The organism is Pseudarthrobacter sp. SORGH_AS 212 (assembly GCF_030818145.1).
Classification (GTDB): domain Bacteria; phylum Actinomycetota; class Actinomycetes; order Actinomycetales; family Micrococcaceae; genus Arthrobacter.
On the sequence record NZ_JAUTAA010000001.1, the window covers coordinates 2,673,874 to 2,690,939 of the forward strand.

Consider the following 17,066-nt stretch of genomic DNA (forward strand, 5'->3'; position numbering starts at 1 on the left):
CCCGGCCTAGAATCACGGCCATGGCCACCCCACAGCAGCAGCCGCAAGCCGAGACCCTCACAGAAGACGAGTGCTGGCGATACCTGGAATCCGCGTACATCGGCAGGCTGGCGGTGATCAACCGGGCAGTTCCGGAGATCTTCCCGGTCAACTTCGTGCCTGTGGACCGCACCATCCTGTTCCGCACGGCCCCCGGCGCCAAGCTCAATGCCCTGCTCAGCAGCACGCCCGTTGCCTTTGAGACGGACGGGCTGGGCACCTACAGCACGGAAGTGTGGAGCGTGGTGGTCAAGGGCATCCCGGGCCAAGTGCCGGAGGGCGAAGCACCTGTTGAGCTGGCCGACCCGGACCGTGAACCGTGGCTGCCGGGACCCAAGGACCACCTGATCCGCATTACTCCCACCGAAGTCACCGGCCGCAGGTTCCCCGTGCATTCACGGACCCGCTGGTGGCCGCCCCTCGATTTCTCGTCCGACTGGACCTGAAACACCCTGATTCTGCGGCCTGCGAGTCCCTAAACCGACAAGCCAGGCGAATGTAGCAGCTGACCACACCAGCCAACGCGTTCGGTGTGGCACTGGACCTCGTCTGTCCGCCTCGATAGCGTGCACCCATGACCATCAAGCTGGAAAATGTGGGCATCGCCGTCCGGGACCTCGAAGAAACCATCGCTTTCTTCACCGATCTCGGCCTCACGGTGGTGGGCCGGGATACCGTCAGCGGCGAATGGACCGACACCGCCGTCGGGCTTGACGGCAACCACGCCAAGATTGCGATGCTTCAGACACCGGACGGCCACGGCCAGCTGGAACTCTTCGAGTACATCCACCCCGACGCGATCGAGACGGGCCCCACGCTGCCCAACGAAATCGGCATGCACCGAGTCGCCTTCTCAGTGGACAACATCGACGAAGCCCTGGAGATCGCCGCGAAACACGGCTGCCACCCGCTGCGCGGTGTGGCCACCTACCAGGACATCTACAAGCTCTCCTATGTGCGCGGGCCCAGCGGCATCATCGTCATGCTCGCCGAAGAGCTGAAGAAGGACTGACGACGGCGGGTTGCGGCTTCCGGAACCAGCTCCCGGTGCCGCGCGCCGCCGTCGTCCGACTGTTTCGGAAGGTGTAGGCCTACTGGAGGCCCTGCCGCGCCAGGTCCGCGGTGACGATCCGGGCGAGTTCAGTGGCGCCGGCCCGGTTGGGGTGCAGGGTGTCGCCGTTCATGAACAGGGCCAGCGTTGCCTCCGGGCCGATCTGCGTGAAGTAAGCGGACGAGAGGACATTCAGGTCAACCAGCGGGACGCCTTCCTCCTGGGCCAGGGCCACGGTGGAGTGCCGGTACCAGCGGTCCACAGAGGAGTGCACACCGTCCACGAAATCGGTGGCGCGGCCCTGCGGGGTCACCAGGACCGGGGTGGCACCGGTGGCCGCCACCTGGCGGACCATGTCCCGCATGATTTCCTTGAACTCCGCCTCGGTGGTGGCGTTCTTGGCGGCAGTGTCATTGATGCCCATCTCCAGCAGGAACAGGTCGCCCGGCTTGATGTACTGCAGGATGGCCTCCAGTTGGCCGTCGTTGCGGAATCCCCGCGCAATCTGACCGCCGGTGGCCATGTTGCGGACGTTGTACTTTTCCGGGCTGACGAACTGGGGCAGCAGCTGGCCCCAGCCGCCCTGGACGCTGGAATCCAGCGGGTAGTAGCTGGCCACCGTGGAATCGCCGCCCACCCAGATGGTGGGGTCCATATCCGGGTGGCGCGACACCTTTTCGATGTCCAGGGCGCTGAGTGTGAAGGCCGTGCCCACCTTGCCTTCCGTGACCAGGAGATTGAGCTGGCCGTCGGTTACCGGGACCTCGAAGGACACTGTGGCGCCGTTTCCGGTCAGGTTCATCTCCTGGAAGACGCCTTCCGCGGCAACGCTTGCCCGTGACGTGTCGCCGAGGGTGACGGTCACCCTGTACAGGCCTTCTTTGAGGTCCACGTTGAACGTGTTGTTGCTCTTGGTGCCGAACTCCAGGAACCGGACGGCGTCGCTTCCCGCCCCGGTTCCTTTGGCCGCGACATTGGCCATGTGTTCCGGGGTGTTGAAGCCGTACCGGCGCTCCGGTGTGTAGGCGTCCGAGGCGCTGACTCCTGTGTATCCCTTTTCAACCGGGCCGCTGCCGAAGTCGAACCTGTAGTTGCTGGGCTCGGCCCGGGCAGCCGGGGCGGAAAACGCCAGTCCGGCTCCACTGGCCAACGCAGTGGCGGCAAGACACCAGGCCAGGGGCTTTTGGTAGTTCCTGCTGCGGGCGCTGCGGGCAGGGCGGGTTTCGGTCACGTTGATCTCCTTTGATAACGGGTGGTCGGCACACGGCCATGTTGTATCGATTCAAAATGGAGCGGGCGGTCATTCGGAGAATGGGGATGGAAGTAGAAGCCTGGAGCCGCTGTTACAACAGTTGTAACAGCGTTCAACTTTCACAGTCAAGAGATTCTGATCGTTTTCTGTGATGTTTTGGTGTTTCATGTTGCGGTGCGGGGCCCGCGCTGAGAGGCGGCCCGGTGACGACCCCATGGGCCCGTAGCCTCGGCGCCCAGGCTGCCGCCCGCCGTCGTACGTCAAAAAGTTTGCCCCGGGCCGGAGCCTTTCGCGGCCGGGGCTGTTAGCGTGGAGGCCCGGCCAATGGAGGAGCAACGATGACCACCAACTCACCCGACTCACTGCCTGACGGCGAAGCCCGGGAGACGGAAGACAAGGCAAAGGGCGGCGGCGATGTGCCCGGCGGCAGCGACGGCGTCGGAATCGGCGCAGACGCCGAAGCCAACACCTTCGAGCCCGAAGAGGACCCGGACGCGGCCAAGGGCACGGAAACAGACTGAACCGCAGCGTCAGCCCGTGCCCGGGCTCAAATTTGAGTCAAGATTCCCCGCCGGCCGCCAAAATCGGCATTTCCGGAGGTTACCAGCGGGTAGATTTCTAGTTGCTTCCAATTCCCCCAATGCGGAGGCAACAAGGAGGCCCCCGCGCTCGAGCTTCGACTCGCGTGGGGGCCTTTCCTCATTCCGCGGGCCTGCCAGGTGAGGAGTTACGCTCTTGGCACCGCAGTAGCGGACATCAGTAAAGTGAGCTCACTTTAGGTTCTGAAGGGTCCCGCGTTCTGGGGTGCCTCCCCGCTGGAGATGAACAGCTTGGAGCCCGGCGTTGCGGGCACCTTCGATATCAACCCGGAAGTTGTCTCCCACGTACAGTGCATGCACCGGAAGCACAGTCAGGGCCTCGCACGGTTTCAGGAAGGCCTCCGGCATGGGTTTGGGATGGCCGATGGACTCCGAAGTGAAGATTGCATCCAGCGCCGACTCAAGCCCGATGTTCCTGAGCTTCGCCTGTTGTTGTGCGTGGTTTCCGTTCGAGATCACGGCCGTCAGTACGCCGCCATCGCGAAGCGCCTGCAGGCAGGGTCCCGCGTCAGGGAATGCCTGCCAGGACCGCTCGTAGCACTCCAGGTAGACCGCAAAGAGTTCGTTCAAATCTTCCTCGCCGGCGGGTGCGGCGTAGCCAGCCAGCGGGAGGAATTGCCGCAGCCGTTCCCGTCGCTGCTCCTGGAACGTTAACTCCTTGGCGAGGAAGCGGTCGTAGTTGGCTCGCTCGATGGTGAACCAGTCCCCGGCCAGGTCATTGGAGGGTGCAAGCCCGAGATGCCGCGTGAAGGCTTGAAGCCCTGCCTTTGCCGATGCCAGATGGTCGAAGAGTGTGTCGTCCAGGTCGAAGAGGACAGCCTTGATGCTCACGGTTCAAGGCTAATGGCGCCGGGCCGCGGTCCCGGACCTACCAGGCCAGGTCTTCCTCGCCTAGGGAGCAGAACCGGGGAGACGTGCGGGAGCCCGAGTCGACGAGTTCCCGGAGCTGCCGCGCGGCGGTGGCGGGACTCTTGGAAGCATCGGACTGGCCCATGGCCGTGGCAAGCTTGCCGGGGTGCACCGCCCAGCAGCGCACCTGGCCCTGGAGTTCCTGGGCAAGCGAAACGGTGAGCATGTTTTGGGCAGCCTTGGACACCTTGTACGCATAGCTGGTGGAAAGATCCGCGAAATCGCCCTTCGCCTGCGCCGCCACGGAACCCAGCCGGGACGCCACGTTGACGATGACGGGGTCGGGCGCGGCCAGGAGGTTCGGCAGCAGGAACTGCGTCAGCCGCAGCGGACCGGCCACATTCGCATCCACAGCGTTCATGAGGCCGGCCGGCTCAATGGCTCCCAGCCTGGCGTGCGGGGCACCCTGCGCCGCGTTATTGACCAGCAGGTCAACGGGCCTCTGGCCCACTGCCGCCGTGAGCGCGTGCGACGGTTCGGACCGGACGTCGTGCAGGACGGGTACGACGCCGGCCGGCCAGGATCCCCCCGCAGGTTCGGCGGAGGTACGGGTCAGGGCGAGGACGTCCCACCCGTTCTCCGAGAGCTCGCGGACGATGGCGAATCCCAGTCCGCGGTTGGCCCCAGTGACCACTGCGAGCCTGCCCACCAGATCAGGCCGGATCTTTCACGTCGGCGGCCCCCACATCGGCAGGCCCTGCCGACATCACCTGGTTATAGTGCTCCACCACGGGGAACGGCTCGTAGAACCGGTGCAGCAAAGCCCGCCACTGCTGGTATTCGGGGGAGCCGCGGAAGCCTTGGGTGTGGTCCTCGAGGGTTTCCCATTCCACCAGCAGCAGGTAGGTGCTGGGGGACTCAAGCGAGCGCGAAAGCGAGAGCGAAAGGAAGCCCGGCATGGCCGCAATGATGTGCCGGGCCTGGCCGAAGGCGGCTTCGAACTCCTCTTCCTGGCCGGGAACGACGGGCAGCAGTGCGTGCTCGGTAATCATCCGGCCATTCTGGCAGGTTTCCGGGCCGTTCCCGTCCTGACCTGCTGTAACGCAGATGACCCCCGTCCCGAAAAGCATCCGGGCGGGGGTCATCTGATCGCTAAAGCCTAGTGCTCCAGGAGGGACACGTCGCGGACGGCTCCCTTGTCCGCGGAGGTGGCCATGGCGGCGTAGGCACGCAAAGCTGCGGACACGTGGCGGTCCCGGTCCTTCGGCTTGTAGCCGCCGTTGACCAGCAGCTTCTCGCGGCGTTCGGCAAGGATCTCGTCCGAGACCTCCAGCTGCAGGGAGCGCTGGCTGATGTTGATGCTGATGATGTCGCCATCCTCCACCAGGGCGATGGTTCCGCCGGAGGCAGCCTCAGGCGAAATGTGCCCGATGGACAGGCCGGACGTGCCGCCGGAGAAGCGGCCGTCCGTGATGAGTGCGCACTTCTTGCCCAGGCCGCGGCCCTTGAGGAACGACGTCGGGTAGAGCATTTCCTGCATGCCCGGGCCGCCACGGGGGCCTTCGTAGCGGATGACCACCACGTCGCCTTCTTTAATACCCTTGTTCAGGATCTTCTCCACGGCCTCGTCCTGGGACTCGCACACCACGGCCGGGCCCTGGAAGGTCCAGATGGATTCGTCCACGCCGGCGGTCTTCACCACGGCGCCGTCCTCTGCCACATTGCCGCGCAGCACGGCCAGGCCGCCGTCCTTGGAGAAGGCGTGCTCCACCGAGCGGATGCAGCCACCCTCCGCGTCGGTGTCCAGGGACGTCCACTCGTTCGACTGTGAGAACGCGGTTGAGGAGCGGACGCCGCCGGGAGCAGCGTGCCACAGGGCCTGTGCCTCTTCGGTGGCCTTGCCGCCGCGGATGTCCCAGTCATCCAGCCAGCCGTCCAGGTCGGTGGAGTGCACGGAATGGACGTTCTTGTGCAGGAGCCCGCCACGGTTCAGCTCACCCAGCAGCGCAGGGATGCCGCCGGCGCGGTGCACATCTTCCATGTAGTAGGTCTTGTTGCCGGCAACGTTCGGGGCAACCTTGGCCAGGCAGGGCACCTGGCGGGATTTGGCATCCATCTCGGCCAGGCCGTACTCCACGCCGGCTTCCTGGGCTGCAGCCAGCAGGTGCAGGATGGTGTTGGTGGAGCCGCCCATGGAGATGTCCAGCGCCATGGCGTTGTCAAAGGCTTCCGCGGTGGCGATGTTGCGGGGCAGGACCGACTCGTCGTCGCCGTCGTAGTAGCGCTTCACGAGTTCGACGACGGTAGCGCCGGCCTTCTCGTACAGCGCCTTGCGTGCGGTGTGGGTCGCGAGCACGGAGCCGTTGCCCGGCAGGGCCAGGCCGATGGCCTCGGCGAGGCAGTTCATGGAGTTGGCCGTGAACATGCCGGAGCAGGAGCCGCAGGTGGGGCAGGCGTTTTCTTCGATGAGGTTGATGTCCTCGTCGGAGATGGACTCGTCCACGGCGTCGGCGATCGCGTTCACCAGGTCAAGGGAGCGGACGGAACCGTCGGTCAGGGTGACGCGACCGGCCTCCATGGGTCCGCCGGAGACGAAGACCACGGGGATGTTCAGGCGCAGCGCGGCCATCAGCATTCCGGGGGTGATCTTGTCGCAGTTGGAGATGCACACCAGGGCGTCGGCGCAGTGGGCGTTGACCATGTATTCGACCGAATCGGCGATCAGGTCGCGGGACGGCAGCGAGTAGAGCATGCCGGAGTGGCCCATGGCGATGCCGTCATCCACGGCGATGGTGTTGAACTCGCGCGGCACGGCGCCGGCGGCGAGGATCGCGTCGGAGACAATCCGGCCCACAGGTGCGAGGTGGGTGTGGCCGGGGACGAATTCTGTGAAGGAGTTGGCCACGGCGATGATCGGCTTGCCGATATCCGAGTTGGCGACGCCGGATGCGCGCAGCAGTGCGCGGGCTCCGGCCATGTTGCGGCCGTGGGTAACTGTCTTTGAACGTAGTGCAGGCATGATGACCATCCTTCTCTGGCGCCGCCGCAAGAGGAAGACGGCCTTGCTACTAGTAGTGAAAGTACCAGAGTAATAGTATTTCTTTCGTGCAGAATTCTGGCCGGCGCAAAGAACTGGGCCTCTTCCTCCGGGCCCGCCGGGACCAAGCCGTCCGGGTTGACTATGGACTCCCGCCGATAGCCCGCAAGCGTGAGCGGGGCCTCCGGCGTGAAGAGGTGGCGTTCCTTTCCGGCGTGAGCGTCACCTGGTACACGTGGCTGGAGCAGGGCCGCGACATCAGCCCGTCCCGCCAGGTGCTGGAAGCCGTCAGCAGGGCACTGCATCTTTCAGACACCGGTCTGGACTACGTCCTGTCGCTCGGCGGATATGCGTCCGCCGGACCAAGCACGACGGCGGCCGCCACCGCACCAGCCCACCTCCAGCGGCTGCTCGATGCCCTGGACCCGAACCCCTCCTTCGCGCTGTTCCCGGACTGGGGCGTCGCCGGCTGGAACAACGCCTACGCGGCACTCTTCCCCAACATCGCCACGGTTCCTGCTGCGGACCGCAACCTCCTCTGGCTGGTGTTCACCGATCCCTACGTGCGGGACCTGCTGCCCGACTGGGAGGTGACCAGCAAGAGGTTCCTGGCCGAGTTCCGCGCCGAAACGGGCCAGCGGCTGGGGGATGTGGACGTCAAGAACCTGGTGGAACGGCTCAAGGAGGCCAGCCCGGAATTCCGGGAAGGATGGGACCGGTACGACATCCTGGGCTTCGAATCACGCGAGCGGCTGTTCCACCACCCCGCCGTGGGAGTGCTGCAGTTGGAGCACCACCAGCTGTCCCCGTCGGACCGGCCGGACCTGCACCTGGTGGTCTACACCCCGGCACCCGGGAGCGACGCGGGCACGCAGATGGCGTCCCTTATTGCAGCGGCAACCTAGCGGAACGCCGGAGCAGGTGCGAGTCTGGACCAAGCACCAGAACGTCGCCGCCCCAGCCACCGGCGTTGGTGCCGGCAATTCAACCGCCACGACGTGGAACTGAGGTCCAGGCATGAATTCTTCCGCTGCAATCAGTGTTACCGCCATTCGGGTTGCCGAGCTGCTGGCCGAGGGCGAGCTGATGCCGGTGTATGTGCACGTCATCGACCACCCCGAAGCCCGCGTACTGGTGGATACCGGACTGACCCGGCTTCATCCGGCGGTGGCGGACATGGATCCCCGCCTCTATCCCCTGACCGACCAGGACTTTGACCTGGGCAGCGTGGACATGGTGGTCAACACCCACCTGCATTTTGACCATTGCGGCGGCAACCATCTCTTTGCGGGGAAACCCATCTATGTGCAGCGCCGGGAACTCGACGACGCCCGCACCCAGGAGGACTACACCATCCCGGAGTGGGTGGATCCGCCGGGGGTCACCTACGTCCCCGTCGACGGCGAGCATGAGCTGCTTCCAGGGATTCGGCTCCTCCCTGCCCCTGGTCATACCCCCGGCTCGCAGATCGTGGTCATCGACCCAGGAGGAGTCCCCACGGTCATCGCGGGGGACACGGCAGTGTGGTTCGGAGAACTCGACAACCCCAGCACCGAGGGCCAGCTGCTGGTGCGCTCGCTGAACCCGGGCGCGGTGTGGCTGACGCACACGCACACGCCCTGGAGGCCAGGATCTACAGAACCGGCGTGAGTCGACTTCTGACATCGACAGCTCAGGTCAAGGAAATGGCGGCGAAACCGGCATGGTTTCGCCGCCATTCCTGACGCCGGTTCAGCGGCTAGAAGCCGCCGAAAGTAGGGCTCAGTTTAGGTCGAACCGGTCCAGTTCCATGACCTTCGCCCAGGCAGCCACGAAGTCGTGGACGAACTTCTCCTTGGCGTCGCCGCTGGCGTAGACCTCGGCCAGGGCGCGGAGCTGGGAGTTGGAGCCGAACACCAGATCCACGGGGGTGGCAGTCCACTTCACCTCGCCAGTGGAGACGTCCGTGATTTCGTAGACGTTCTCCTCATTCTCCGAGGCCTTCCACTTGGTGCCGGGGGAGAGGAGGTTGACGAAGAAGTCGTTCGTCAGGGCCTGTGGCCTGTCGGTGAGGACACCGTGGCCGGAGCCGCCCACGTTGGTGCCCAGCGCGCGCATGCCACCCACCAGCGCCGTCATCTCCGGCGCGGAGAGGTCCAGCAGGTAGGCCTTGTCCAGCAGCAGGGTTTCGGGCTGCAGCTTCACCCCGGGCCGGATGTAGTTCCGGAACCCGTCCGCGCGTGGCTGCAGGTAGCCGAAGGACTCGACGTCGGTCTGCTCCTGTGCCGCGTCCGTGCGGCCCGGACGGAACGGCACCGTGACGGGGACCCCGGCGTCGGACGCTGCCTTTTCCACCGCCGCGGCGCCGCCCAGGACGATCAGGTCCGCGAGCGATACCTTCTTGCCGTTGGCCTGGCCGGTGTTGAACTCCTCCTGCACGCGTTCAAGCGTCTGCAGTGCGGTGGAGAGCTGTTCGGGCTCGTTGGCTTCCCAGCTGCGCTGCGGTTCCAGACGGATCCTGGCCCCGTTGGCGCCGCCGCGCCGGTCTGTCTTGCGGTACGTGGCGGCGGATGCCCATGCCGTCGAGGCCAGCTGCGGGACAGTCAGGCCGGAGTCCAGGAGTTTGGCCTTCAGGGCGGCGATGTCCTCCTCGCCGATCAGTTCATGGCCGACGGCGGGAACAGGATCCTGCCACAGCTGCGCCTCCGGAACCCACGGGCCGAGCAGGTGCGGGCCCACCGGGCCCATGTCGCGGTGCAGCAGTTTGTACCAGGCCTTGGCGAACGCCAGCGCGAACTGGTCCGGGTTCTCCAGGAAGCGCCGGGAGATCTTTTCGTACTCCGGGTCCACGCGCAGCGACAGGTCCGTTGTGAGCATGGTGGGCAGGTGCTTCTTTTCCGGGTCATGGGCGTCCGGGATGATCTTCTCGGCGTTCTTGGCCACCCACTGCTTGGCGCCGGCGGGGCTTTCCAGCAGCTCCCACTCATGCCCGAACAGGATCTCGAAGAACCGGTTGCTCCACTGCGTGGGCACGTCAGTCCAGGTCACTTCCAGGCCGGAGGTGATGGTGTCCGCACCCTTGCCGGACCCGTACGTGCTCAGCCAGCCCAGGCCCTGGGACTCAAGGTCCGCGCCCTCCGGCTCCGGACCCACATGGTCATCCGCGCTGCCGGCACCGTGGGTCTTACCGAAGGTGTGGCCGCCGGCGATCAGCGCCACGGTCTCCTCGTCATTCATGGCCATCCGTTTGAACGTTTCGCGGATGAACGCTGCGGCGGCCATAGGGTCCGGGTTGCCCATGGGGCCTTCGGGGTTGACGTAGATCAGGCCCATCTCGGTGGAGCCCACCTCATCAGCCATCTGGCCTTCGGCGACGTACCGCTCGTCGCCCAGCCAGGCATCCTCGGGGCCCCAGAAGATCTCCTCCGGCTCCCAGACGTCCTCGCGGCCGAATGCGAAGCCGAAGGTTTTGAAGCCCATCGATTCGAGGGCCACATTGCCGGCGAGGACCAGCAGGTCCGCCCAGGAAAGCTTCTGGCCGTATTTCTGCTTCACCGGCCACAGGAGGCGGCGGGCCTTGTCCAGGTTGGCGTTGTCCGGCCAGCTGTTCAGCGGCGCGAACCGCTGGCCGCCGTCGCCCGCTCCGCCGCGGCCGTCATGGACTCGGTAGGTGCCCGCCGCGTGCCAGCTCATCCGGATCATCAGGCCGCCGTAGTGGCCGAAGTCCGCCGGCCACCAGTCCTGGGAAGTGGTGAGGACCTCGGTGATGTCCTGCTTGAGCGCCTCGACGTCGAGTTTCTGGAATTGGTCCCGGTAGCTGAAGTCCGGGCCCAGCGGGTTGCCGGCCGGGTGGTTGGTGTGGAGGACGGAGAGGTCCAGCTGGTTGGGCCACCAGTCGGCGATGGTCCGCGGCCGGTGCCCCTTGGGCTGGGGTGAGTCGATGGCCGGGTTTTCGCTCTCGCTGCCCTGTGCGGTAACGCTGTCATGCATTACGGGGCAGCCACCCTCGGCCTTCTGGCCAGAGCCCTGGGCGCTCGCGGGCGTGGGAACCGGAGGATGCTCTTGGGGTTCGGTCATGTGCTTCTTCCTTCCGTTGGGCCGAGGCCGCGGTTGGACTCGGGCAGCCGGTGCAACCCTCCCATTGGAACATAGACGGCTGGGCGGATGAGACCCTATTTTCCTCGCAATCCGCCGTGCGGCCCGTTCCCCCGGGCTTGCCACCGCTGAGGTGCAGCCGGCGCTTTCCGCCTTCCGCGTAACAGTCCCGCCAGGGAGCTCCATGGAATATCTGCCTGATGGCGGGGCTTGTCGCTAAGGGGCCTTCGGTGGCCCTTTGTCCCGGCGCGACGCAGCGCGCGGGCCTCCGCCACAGCGTGAGGCCGTGCTGACGCGCGGATACACCCAGCACCCACTAGAAGGAGCACTATGACCATCGGATCAGGAACAGCAGCGGGCAACGGACGGACGGCCCTGGTGGTGGGGGCCACCGGAATCGCGGGCTCGGCCCTGGTGGATACCCTGGTTGGCGACGGCTGGGCAGTCCTTGCCCTGTCCCGCCGGCCCGGGGCCGAGCGTCCCGGCGTCCGGTGGCTTTCCGCGGACCTGACCTCGGTTTCCGCGCTCACCGCTGTGCTTGCTCCGGAAAACCCCTCCCATGTCTTCTTCACCGCATGGTCGCGGCGCGCCACGGAGGAAGAGAACATCGCCGTGAATGCGGGCATGGTGCGTGACCTCCTCGCGGCGCTGCGGGGAAAGGACGTAGCCCACGTAGCCCTGATGACCGGGCTAAAGCACTACCTGGGACCGTTCGAAGCCTACGCCGCCGGGGAAATGCCGGACACGCCCTTCCATGAGGAGGAGCCGCGGCTTCCGGTGAACAACTTCTACTACGCCCAGGAGGACGAACTTTGGGCGGCAGCGGCTGAGCAGGGGTTCACCTGGTCCGTGCACCGCGCCCACACCGTGATCGGGCACGCGGTGGGCAACGCCATGAACATGGGCCTCACCCTTGCCGCGCAGGCCGCCCTGTGCCGGGACAGCGGGCAGCCGTTCGTCTTCCCAGGATCCGAAACCCAATGGAACGGCCTGACCGACATGACGGATGCCGGCCTGCTGGCCGAGCACATGCTCTGGGCTTCCACCACTCCGGCAGCCGCGAATGAGGCCTTCAACATCGTCAACGGCGATGTGTTCCGTTGGCGCTGGATGTGGCCGAAGCTCGCAGCCTACTTCGGCGTGGAGTGGGAGGGATACCAGGGGGAGCCCCGTCCGCTTGAGCAGTCCATGGCGGGGCGGGAGGAACAGTGGCGGGAGCTGGCCGGGCGCCATGGCCTCAGCGAACCGGACCTGGGCCGCGTGGCATCCTGGTGGCACACGGACGGTGATCTCGGGCGGAACATCGAGGTGGTGACGGACATGGGCAAGAGCAGGGACGCCGGCTTCACCGGCTACCGGCGGACGCTGGACGCCTTCACCGCACTTTTCGACCGGTACCGCGCGGAGAACCTGATTCCCTGACGGCGCAGGGCCGCCACAAGCCGTTAGGCCGATTCCCGGATAGCGTCGGCCACGCTTTCCAGGTGCAGCCGCATGGCCTCCGCGGCACCCTCGGGATCATGCCGGCACACGGCGTCGATGATGGCCAGATGCTGGGGAAGGGAAACGCTGGGGCGCCCAGGCTGCCGTGCCAGCTGGAATTGGAACCGCACCGCTTGGCCGCGAAGCCGCTGGATGGTGGCAGCCGCCGTGGCCTGGGCGCTGACCTCGATAATTTTGGCGTGCAGCCGCTGGTTGCAGGCCGAATAGGATTCGCGGTCACCCCGCGCCACGGCATCTTCCATCTGGCGGGCGAGTTCCCGCAGTTCCTGGGCCCCGGCATCAGTGATCCGCTCCGCGGCTTTCCGGGCGCAAAGCGCCTCCAGCGCGCCGCGGACTTCAGTGATCTCCACGGCTTCCTCAATGGAGACGGCCCTGACCCGCGCACCCCTGTTCTGAACGCGTTCCACGAGGCCTTCGACGCTGAGTTCCGCGAGCGCCACCCGCACGTTGCCCCTGCTGGCCCCGTAATCTTCGGCGAGGTCGGCTTCAACGAGCCGCTGCTTGGGCACCAGCTCGCCCGTAATGATCGCCTTGCGCAGGATTTCCACCAGCTGCGGAGCCGAAAGCGTAGGCCCTTCGGTCTCAGGAATCGTTGTCATGCTGCCCCTTGTCTATGGCCGCCGTGCCACCCATTGTAAACAATTTTGTCACCTGGCCTGCCCTCTCAACCGCCCAGGATGTGCGAAAGATCATCAAAAGGATTGCTAACAATTTAGCTAACGGCTATCGTGTGTGTACTGCATCACCATCAATTGAGAGGGAACGTCGTGGTTCCAACAGCTATTCGAGAGGTCCGCCGGGCGGCCCCCCGCCGCGCGGGCAGCCAGTTCGCAGTGCCGTGCTGGTTCATGCGAGGTGGCACGTCAAAGGGCCCCTTCTTCCGTGCCGACGACCTTCCCCAGGATTCGAACGCGCGTGACAGCATCCTCCTGGCGGCCATGGGCTCGCCGGACCCCCGCCAGATTGACGGCCTGGGCGGGGCCCACCCGCTGACCAGCAAAGTGGGCATCGTGGGGCTGAGCCGGCAGGCCGGGATCGACCTCGAGTTCAGGTTTGCCCAGGTCCAGCCGGACCAGGACACCGTGGACACCACGGCCAACTGCGGCAACATGCTCGCAGCCGTGGTGCCGTTTGCGATTGAATCGGGCCTGCTGGAGCCCGGCGCCGACATCACCTCCGCACGGGTCCTCACCCTGAACACCGGGCTGGTGGCCGAGATCGCCATCCCGACGCCGGCGGGGGAGGACGGCCGGTACGTCGAGTACGGCGGGGACGCGGAAATTGACGGAGTTCCCGGCACTTCGGCCGCCGTCGTCATCAGCTTCCTGGACACGGCAGGGTCCGTTTGTTCTTCGATGCTGCCCACCGGCAACCTGACGGACTCCGTGGAGATCGGCGGCTTCGGTCCGGTGGAGGTGACCTGCATCGACAACGGCCAGCCGCTGGTGATCATCGACGCCGCCGCGCTGGGGCGCACGGGCCGGGAACCCGTCGTCGAGCTTAACGCGGACACGGAACTGAAGGCCCGGCTCGAAGCGCTCCGGCTCAGCTGCGGCGAGCTGATGGGGCTCGGCGACGTTGCCGGGAAGAACTACCCCAAGATGACGCTGGTCTCCCCGCCGGCGCAGGGCGGGACCATCGGTACCCGCAGCTTTATCCCGCACGTCTGCCACGAATCGATCGGCGTGCTGGCCGCCGTCACCGTGGGTACGGCCGCCGTGCTGGCCGGCACGGTGGCGCACGCCGTCGCAAAGATGCCCGACGGCGGGACCCCCACGGTTTCGGTGGAACACCCCAGCGGGGAATTCAGCGTCCAGCTGGAGCTCGATCCCGCAGACCCCACCCGCGTGGCCAAGTCCGCGCTGATCCGGACCGCCCGGCTGATCATGGCCGGTGACGTCATGATCCCGGCCCGCCAGCGGCAACCCCAGTCCTCAAAGGAGCAAGACCTGTGATCATCGATATCCACGGCCACTACACCACGGCGCCGCCGGCCCTCGGCGAGTGGCGGGACCGGCAGGTAGCCGGGCTCACGGACCCGGCCCAGGCGCCCACGCCAGCGGAGTTGAGGATTTCCGACGACGACCTGCGGCAGAGCATCGAACAGAACCAGCTGCGGCTCATGGATGAGCGCGGAATCGACCTCACAGTCTTCTCGCCCAGGGCGTCCTTCATGGCGCACCACGTGGGAACCTTCGAAACGTCCGCTGAGTGGGCTGCGATCTGTAACGAGCTTTGCTACCGCGTCAGCCAGCTCTACCCCGAGCGTTTCGTCCCCGCGGCCATGCTGCCCCAGTCGCCCGGCGTCGATCCGGCCAGCTGCATCCCGGAACTGACCCGCTGCGTGGAGGAGTATGGCGCCGTGGCGTTGAACCTCAACCCGGATCCGTCCGGTGGGCACTGGACCGCCCCGCCGCTCACGGACCGCTACTGGTACCCCATCTACGAAAAAATGGTGGAGTACGACATCCCGGGCATGGTCCACGTGAGCACCAGCATCAACCCGGCCTTCCACACCACCGGAGCCCACTACCTGAACGCCGATACCACCGCGTTCATGCAGCTGATCCAGGGTGACCTCTTCGCCGACTTTCCCACCCTGAAACTCGTGATCCCCCACGGTGGCGGGGCCGTCCCGTACCACTGGGGCCGCTTCCGGGGACTGGCCATGGCGCTGAAGAAGCCGGCGCTCGAAGAGCACCTGCTGGGCAACGTCTTCTTCGATACGTGCGTCTACCACCAGCCCGGCATCGACCTCCTCCTGGACGTCATTCCCACCAGGAACATCCTGTTCGCCTCGGAAATGATCGGCGCGGTCCGGGACATTGATCCCTGCACCGGCCACAACTTCGACGACACTGCCCGCTATATCGAGGCGGCAGGGCTGGCCGAACCCGATCGTGCAGCCATCCAGGAACACAACGCCCGCACCGTCTACCCCCGCCTCAAGGCCCTGCTCAAGCAGCAGGGCCGCTGACGCAGCCACGTACCAAGGAGCCAGGAACATGCAGGAACTAGGAGTTGTCCACCGCACCATCACCCGTGCGGCGGAGGTGGACGTCAGAGCACTATCGGAATTCGGCGTCAGCACCATTCATGAGGCCATGGGCCGGCTGGGCCTGATGCGGCCCTACATCCGGCCCGTCTACCCCGGCGCCAAACTGTGCGGCACCGCCGTGACAGTGCTGCTGCAGCCCGGTGACAACTGGATGATGCATGTGGCCGCAGAGCAGGTCCGGCCCGGCGACGTGCTGGTGGCGGCCTGCACCACCGAAAGCGAGGACGGATTCTTCGGCGACCTGCTGGCCACCTCCCTCCAGGCCCGCGGCGCCGCCGGCCTGGTGATCGACGGCGGCTGCCGGGACATCGCCACCCTCCAGGAGATGGACTTCCCCGTCTTCAGCCGCGCCATCAACTCCAAGGGCACAGTCAAGGCCACCCTGGGATCGGTCAACATTCCGGTGGTGTGCGCGAACGCCCTGGTCCACCCCGGCGATGTAGTGGTGGCCGACGTCGACGGCGTCGTGGTGGTTCCCGCCGCACGGGCCGCCGACGTCGCAGAAGCTGCCCGCAAACGCGAAGACAACGAAGAGTCCAAGCGCCGGCGCTTTGCCGCCGGGGAGCTGGGACTGGACATCTATTCCATGCGTGAACCCCTTGCCGCCGCCGGGTTGCGCTATGTCGACTGACACCGGAAAGGAGCAGAGTATCCCCATGGAGACTTTCACCAAGACTCCCGGATGGCTTGACTGGTACGCCAACCCCTCCACGCCGCGATTCCAGCTTCCCGCCGGTACAGTGGACGCCCACTGCCACGTCTTCGGCCCCGGCGCAGAGTTTCCGTTCGCACCGGAACGAAAGTACACCCCGTGCGACGGCGGCAAGGACGAGCTGTTCGCCCTGCGCGATCACCTGGGCGTCAGCCGCAACGTTATTGTGCAGGCAACCTGCCACGGGGCCGACAACAGCGCCATGGTGGACGCCGTCCGGTCCGCAGGGGGCCGGGCCCGCGGGATCGCCACGGTCCGGCCGGACATTTCAGAATCCGAACTCCGCAGCCTGGACGAGGCCGGGGTGCGGGGCGTCCGGTTCAACTTCCTCAAGCGGCTGGTCAGCTCCGCCCCCCAGGAGGACCTGGCGGCCATCGCCAGGAAAATCGCGCCGTTGGGCTGGCATGTGGTGATCTATTTCGAAGGCGGGGACCTCGAAGGCCTGGAAGGTTTCTTCGGCTCACTCCCCACGCCGCTGGTGGTGGACCACATGGGCAGGCCCGATGTCACTAAACCGGTGGACGGTCCCGAGTTCAGCAGGTTCCTGCGTTTCGTGGACCGGAACGATGTGTGGGTGAAGGTCAGCTGCCCGGAGCGGCTCAGCGTCAGCGGGCCGCCCGCGCTGGACGGCGAGCAGCACGCGTACACCGATGCGGTTCCGTTTGGCCGGCGCGTGGTCCAGGAATTTCCGGACCGTGTGCTGTGGGGCACCGACTGGCCGCACCCCAACCTCAAGGGGCACATGCCCGATGACGGCCTGCTGGTGGACTACATCCCGCAGGTGGCCGTGACCACTGACCTGCAGCAGAAGCTGCTCGTTGCCAACCCCATGCGGCTCTATTGGCCGGGCGAAGACGCCCGGGCCTAGCCGGCACCGCCCAAGAACACACCA

The 17,066-nt window shown here is 66.1% G+C and carries 17 protein-coding genes; 10 read left to right on the forward strand and 7 right to left on the reverse strand.

The window, feature by feature from the left end:
• Positions 1-20: 20 nt before the first annotated feature.
• Positions 21-485, forward strand: a complete 465-nt coding sequence (locus QE394_RS12150; protein WP_056080726.1) for a pyridoxamine 5'-phosphate oxidase family protein — start codon at positions 21-23, stop codon at positions 483-485.
• A gap of 128 nt (positions 486-613) precedes the next feature.
• Positions 614-1,051, forward strand: coding sequence for a VOC family protein (locus tag QE394_RS12155; RefSeq protein ID WP_349034624.1), 438 nt, complete (start codon positions 614-616; stop codon positions 1,049-1,051).
• A gap of 79 nt (positions 1,052-1,130) precedes the next feature.
• Here QE394_RS12155 and QE394_RS12160 read toward each other — a convergent pair whose 3' ends face one another.
• Positions 1,131-2,321, reverse strand: a complete 1,191-nt coding sequence (locus QE394_RS12160; RefSeq protein WP_349034625.1) for a GDSL-type esterase/lipase family protein — start codon at positions 2,319-2,321, stop codon at positions 1,131-1,133.
• A 359-nt stretch (positions 2,322-2,680) separates the two neighbouring features.
• Between QE394_RS12160 and QE394_RS12165 the strand changes: the two genes are divergently transcribed.
• The gene (locus QE394_RS12165; RefSeq protein ID WP_349034626.1) at positions 2,681-2,863 is read left to right on the forward strand and encodes a hypothetical protein; all 183 of its coding nucleotides are present in this window, start codon (positions 2,681-2,683) and stop codon (positions 2,861-2,863) included.
• A gap of 249 nt (positions 2,864-3,112) precedes the next feature.
• On the opposite strand, the gene QE394_RS12170 is transcribed toward QE394_RS12165, so the two are convergent.
• From QE394_RS12170 to ilvD, 4 genes are all read right to left on the reverse strand, one after another.
• The gene (locus QE394_RS12170) at positions 3,113-3,772 is read right to left on the reverse strand and encodes an HAD family hydrolase (RefSeq protein WP_349034627.1); all 660 of its coding nucleotides are present in this window, start codon (positions 3,770-3,772) and stop codon (positions 3,113-3,115) included.
• Between the two features lie 37 nt (positions 3,773-3,809).
• The gene (locus tag QE394_RS12175) at positions 3,810-4,499 is read right to left on the reverse strand and encodes an SDR family NAD(P)-dependent oxidoreductase (protein ID WP_349034628.1); all 690 of its coding nucleotides are present in this window, start codon (positions 4,497-4,499) and stop codon (positions 3,810-3,812) included.
• 4 nt (positions 4,500-4,503) lie between these two features.
• Entirely contained in the window at positions 4,504-4,842 is a 339-nt protein-coding gene (locus QE394_RS12180) for an antibiotic biosynthesis monooxygenase (protein ID WP_349034629.1), read from the reverse strand.
• A 107-nt stretch (positions 4,843-4,949) separates the two neighbouring features.
• Positions 4,950-6,809, reverse strand: coding sequence for a dihydroxy-acid dehydratase (gene ilvD, locus QE394_RS12185; protein WP_349034630.1), 1,860 nt, complete (start codon positions 6,807-6,809; stop codon positions 4,950-4,952).
• Positions 6,810-6,895: 86 nt separating this feature from the next.
• On the opposite strand from ilvD, the gene QE394_RS12190 reads away from it, so the two are divergent.
• Both QE394_RS12190 and QE394_RS12195 read left to right on the forward strand, forming a co-directional pair.
• Positions 6,896-7,732 carry a helix-turn-helix transcriptional regulator gene (locus QE394_RS12190; protein ID WP_268155830.1) on the forward strand — a complete coding sequence of 279 codons (837 nt, stop codon included), beginning with the start codon at positions 6,896-6,898 and terminating at the stop codon, positions 7,730-7,732.
• 112 nt (positions 7,733-7,844) lie between these two features.
• A complete protein-coding gene (locus QE394_RS12195; protein WP_349034631.1) occupies positions 7,845-8,477 on the forward strand; it encodes an MBL fold metallo-hydrolase in 633 nt (210 codons plus the stop codon).
• 111 nt (positions 8,478-8,588) lie between these two features.
• On the opposite strand, the gene katG is transcribed toward QE394_RS12195, so the two are convergent.
• On the reverse strand, positions 8,589-10,883 hold the full coding sequence (gene katG, locus QE394_RS12200) for a catalase/peroxidase HPI (protein WP_349034632.1): 2,295 nt from the start codon (positions 10,881-10,883) through the stop codon (positions 8,589-8,591).
• Between the two features lie 348 nt (positions 10,884-11,231).
• Between katG and QE394_RS12205 the strand changes: the two genes are divergently transcribed.
• Entirely contained in the window at positions 11,232-12,323 is a 1,092-nt protein-coding gene (locus QE394_RS12205; RefSeq protein ID WP_056080698.1) for an SDR family oxidoreductase, read from the forward strand.
• A gap of 23 nt (positions 12,324-12,346) precedes the next feature.
• On the opposite strand, the gene QE394_RS12210 is transcribed toward QE394_RS12205, so the two are convergent.
• Positions 12,347-13,003: a GntR family transcriptional regulator gene (locus tag QE394_RS12210; RefSeq protein ID WP_349034633.1), complete on the reverse strand. Its 657-nt coding sequence runs from the start codon at positions 13,001-13,003 to the stop codon at positions 12,347-12,349.
• A gap of 168 nt (positions 13,004-13,171) precedes the next feature.
• On the opposite strand from QE394_RS12210, the gene QE394_RS12215 reads away from it, so the two are divergent.
• The 4 genes from QE394_RS12215 to QE394_RS12230 are packed head-to-tail and all read left to right on the forward strand — an operon-like array spanning position 13,172 to position 17,042.
• The gene (locus tag QE394_RS12215) at positions 13,172-14,359 is read left to right on the forward strand and encodes a 4-oxalomesaconate tautomerase (RefSeq protein ID WP_056080692.1); all 1,188 of its coding nucleotides are present in this window, start codon (positions 13,172-13,174) and stop codon (positions 14,357-14,359) included.
• Positions 14,356-15,381, forward strand: coding sequence for an amidohydrolase family protein (locus QE394_RS12220; RefSeq protein ID WP_349034634.1), 1,026 nt, complete (start codon positions 14,356-14,358; stop codon positions 15,379-15,381). The genes QE394_RS12215 and QE394_RS12220 overlap by 4 nt, the downstream gene beginning before the upstream one ends.
• A 28-nt stretch (positions 15,382-15,409) precedes the next feature.
• A complete protein-coding gene (ligK, locus tag QE394_RS12225; RefSeq protein WP_349034635.1) occupies positions 15,410-16,093 on the forward strand; it encodes a 4-carboxy-4-hydroxy-2-oxoadipate aldolase/oxaloacetate decarboxylase in 684 nt (227 codons plus the stop codon).
• Between the two features lie 25 nt (positions 16,094-16,118).
• On the forward strand, positions 16,119-17,042 hold the full coding sequence (locus QE394_RS12230; protein WP_261620841.1) for an amidohydrolase family protein: 924 nt from the start codon (positions 16,119-16,121) through the stop codon (positions 17,040-17,042).
• Positions 17,043-17,066 lie beyond the last annotated feature (24 nt).

Coding starts and splice junctions, on each gene's coding strand:
- QE394_RS12150 (WP_056080726.1), top strand. CDS start 21: ATGGCCACCCCACAGCAGCAGCCGCAAGCCGAGACCCTCACAGAAGAC.
- QE394_RS12155 (WP_349034624.1), top strand. CDS start 614: ATGACCATCAAGCTGGAAAATGTGGGCATCGCCGTCCGGGACCTCGAA.
- QE394_RS12165 (WP_349034626.1), top strand. CDS start 2,681: ATGACCACCAACTCACCCGACTCACTGCCTGACGGCGAAGCCCGGGAG.
- QE394_RS12180 (WP_349034629.1), bottom strand. CDS start 4,842: ATGATTACCGAGCACGCACTGCTGCCCGTCGTTCCCGGCCAGGAAGAG.
- ilvD (WP_349034630.1), bottom strand. CDS start 6,809: ATGCCTGCACTACGTTCAAAGACAGTTACCCACGGCCGCAACATGGCC.
- QE394_RS12195 (WP_349034631.1), top strand. CDS start 7,845: ATGAATTCTTCCGCTGCAATCAGTGTTACCGCCATTCGGGTTGCCGAG.
- katG (WP_349034632.1), bottom strand. CDS start 10,883: ATGACCGAACCCCAAGAGCATCCTCCGGTTCCCACGCCCGCGAGCGCC.
- QE394_RS12205 (WP_056080698.1), top strand. CDS start 11,232: ATGACCATCGGATCAGGAACAGCAGCGGGCAACGGACGGACGGCCCTG.
- QE394_RS12210 (WP_349034633.1), bottom strand. CDS start 13,003: ATGACAACGATTCCTGAGACCGAAGGGCCTACGCTTTCGGCTCCGCAG.
- ligK (WP_349034635.1), top strand. CDS start 15,410: ATGCAGGAACTAGGAGTTGTCCACCGCACCATCACCCGTGCGGCGGAG.
- QE394_RS12230 (WP_261620841.1), top strand. CDS start 16,119: ATGGAGACTTTCACCAAGACTCCCGGATGGCTTGACTGGTACGCCAAC.